The 3,229-nt window shown below is 67.4% G+C and carries 2 protein-coding genes; both read left to right on the forward strand.

What is annotated here, in order from left to right:
* A partial coding sequence (locus G3436_RS28080; RefSeq protein WP_243667324.1) for a condensation domain-containing protein occupies window positions 1–453 on the forward strand: 453 nt, incomplete at its 5' end.
* A partial coding sequence (locus G3436_RS25570; protein ID WP_243667325.1) for an amino acid adenylation domain-containing protein occupies window positions 453–3,229 on the forward strand: 2,777 nt, incomplete at its 3' end. The genes G3436_RS28080 and G3436_RS25570, both read left to right, overlap by 1 nt.

The raw sequence follows: 3,229 nt of genomic DNA on the forward strand, positions 1-3,229 counted from the left end.
TTTTTCGTCAACACCCAGGTGCTGCGTACCCCGCTTGACGGGAGCATGAGCTTTACCGAGCTGTTGCAGGCCACCCGTGACACGGTGATGGGCGCACAATCGCACCAGGATCTGCCGTTCGAACGCCTGGTCGAAGCACTGCGCCTGGAGCGCAGCCTGAGCCATTCGCCACTGTTCCAGGTGATGTTCAACCACCAGCCGGACGTGGCCGACGTGAGCGCCATCAAGCTGGCAGGCGGCCTGCAACTGTCGATGCTTGACTGGCGCAGCCGCACCACCGAGTTCGACCTGAGCCTGGACACCTACGAGCAGGGCGGCAGGCTGCAGGTGGCCTGGACCTATTCGACCGACCTGTTCGAGCCCGCCACCATCGCGCGTATGGCGCGCCACTGGGTCAGCCTGCTGCGCGCGATCGTCGCCGCGCCGCACCAGCGCCTGGATGCGCTGCGCTGATGAGTGCCGAAGAACAGCAGCGGCTGTTGCTCGACTGGGGCCATGCGCCCCTGGCGTGCCCGGACCTGCGCGTGCATCAGCGCTTCGAGCAGCAGGTGCAGCAACGGCCGGACGCGCTGGCGCTGGTCTTCGAAGAAACGCACCTGAGCTACGCTGAGCTGAACCAGCGCGCCAACCGGCTGGCCCGCCATCTGGTTGCGTGCGGTGTGGGCCCGGATGTACTGGTCGGGATTGCCGTGGAACGTGGCATCGACATGATCGTCGGCCTGCTGGCGGTGCTCAAGGCCGGGGGTGCCTATGTGCCGCTCGACCCGCAATACCCGCAGGATCGCCTGCAATGCATGATCGAGGAAAGCGCTACGCCGCTGTTGCTGACTCAGACGCCGTTGCTGGGGCGCCTGCAGGTGCCGGCCGGTGTACGCAGCCTTTGCCTGGACCAGGATGCGGCCTGGGCCGGGCTGGACAGCCGCGACCTGAGCAACACCGCACATGCGCACAACCTGGCGTACGTGATGTTCACCTCGGGCTCGACCGGTCGGCCCAAGGGCGTCGGCATCAGCCACCAGGCACTGGCCGGGCATGCCCAGGTAGCGCGGGAATTCTCGCACCTGGGGCCGGATGACCGCACCTTGCAGTTTGCCACCTTCAACTTCGATGCATTCGTCGAGCAGTTCTACCCGGCGCTGATCTGCGGCGCGGCGGTGGTGCTGCGCGGTCCGCAGATCTGGGACAGCGAGCGCTTCTACCATGAGCTGATCGACAAGCAGATCACCGTCACCGACCTTTCCACTGCGTACTGGAACCTGCTGGCCAAGGACTTCGCTGCCGCCGGCCCGCGTGACTATGGTCGGCTCAAGCGCGTGCACATCGGTGGCGAGGCGATGCCGCCAGAAGGCATTGCGGCCTGGCGCGAGGCCGGGTTGCAGCAGGTCGCGCTGCTCAATACCTACGGGCCCACCGAGGCGACCGTGTGTGTCACCACCCTGGAGTGCAGCGACTACGTCAGCGGCGCACGCAGCACCCCGTCGAGCATGCCGATCGGGCGGGTGCTGGGCGGGCGCAGCATTTACGTGCTGGATGACAGCGGCACGCCAGCGCCAGTCGGCGTGGTGGGCGAGCTGGTGGTCGGCGGCGAGTTGCTGGCGCGTGGCTACTTCAACCGTCCCGGCTTGACCGCCGAGCGCTTCCTGCCCGACCCGTTTGCAGCGCACCCCGGTGGACGGCTCTACCGCACCGGTGACCTGGCGCGCTTCAACGCCGAGGGCGTGATCGAGTACGTCGGGCGCATCGACCATCAGGTCAAGATCCGTGGCTTTCGCATCGAGCTGGGCGAGATCGAGTCGCGGCTGCTGGAGCAGGAGGGGGTGCGCGCCGCGGTGGTGCTGGCCCAGCCGGGCGCCGCGGGGCAGCAACTGGTGGGCTATGTGGTCCCCAGCGACGGCCATGCCCTGACCGCCGAGGCGCAAGGCGAATGGCGCGAGCGCCTTACGGCGAGGTTGCGTGAGGTGTTGCCGGACTACATGGTGCCGGCTTACCTGCTGGTGCTCGAGCGCCTGCCGCTGAGCCCCAACGGCAAACTCGACCGCAAGGCCCTGCCGGCGGTGGACGCCAGCCAGGCCCAGGCTACCTACGTGGCGCCGCGCAGCGAACTGGAGCGGCAGGTGGCGGCGATCTGGCAGGACGTGCTCAAGCTGGAGCGTGTCGGCCTGGACGACGCCTTCTTCGAAATCGGCGGGCATTCGCTGCTGGCCACCCAGGTGGTCTCACGGGTCCGTCAGGTGCTGGGGCATGAAGTGGCCTTGCGTACCCTGTTCGAGCGCAGCCGGCTGGGTGACTTCGTGGCAGCGCTGGGCGCATCGTCCGTCGGCAACGAGCCGCCCTTCGCCGTGGTCGAGCGCGGGCAGCCGTTGCCGCTCTCGTATGCCCAGGAACGCCAGTGGTTCCTCTGGCAACTGGACCCGCAGAGCAGCGCGTACCACCTGCCGGCCGCCTTGCGCCTGCGCGGGCCGCTGGACGTACTGGCGCTACAGCGCAGTTTCGACCGCCTGGTCGCACGGCATGAAACCCTGCGTACCACGTTCGTCGAGGTGAACGGTGAGGCACGCCAACTGATCGCCGAGCAGGCCAGCGTCAACATTGACCTGGAGGTCGTGCCGGCAGCGGCAGACCAGGCTGCGCAGGTCCAGGCCCGTGTCGAGGCCGAGAGCAGCCGGCTGTTCGCACTCGACCAGGGGCCGTTGCTGCGGGTGAAGCTGTTGCAACTGGGGGCCGAGGACCATGTGCTGATCCTGACCCAGCACCATATCGTTTCCGATGGTTGGTCGATGCAGGTGATGGTCGATGAACTCATTGCCCTGTATGCGGGCTACAGCCAGGGGCGTGAGGTATCGCTGCCAGCGCTGGCGATCCAGTACGCCGACTTTGCCCACTGGCAACGCCAGTGGATGGACGCCGGCGAGCGCGAGCGCCAGCTCGATTACTGGCGTACGCAGTTGGGCGGCGAGCAACCGGTGCTCGAACTGCCGACCGACCATCCACGCCCGAGTACCCGAAGCTTGCGGGGCGCGAAGCTGGATGTCGAGGTGGACGCCGCGCTGTTCGAGGGGCTGCGGCAGGTGGCCCGGCGCGAAGGTGTGACGCCGTTCATGCTGTTGCTGGCCTCGTTCCAGGTGCTGCTGCATCGGTACAGCGGCCAGGGCGAGGTGCGTGTCGGTGTACCGATGGCCAGCCGCACCCGGTTGGAGACCGAGCGCCTGATCGGCTTTTTCGTCAACAC

Source organism: Pseudomonas brassicae, assembly GCF_010671725.1.
GTDB classification, from domain to species: domain Bacteria; phylum Pseudomonadota; class Gammaproteobacteria; order Pseudomonadales; family Pseudomonadaceae; genus Aquipseudomonas; species Aquipseudomonas brassicae.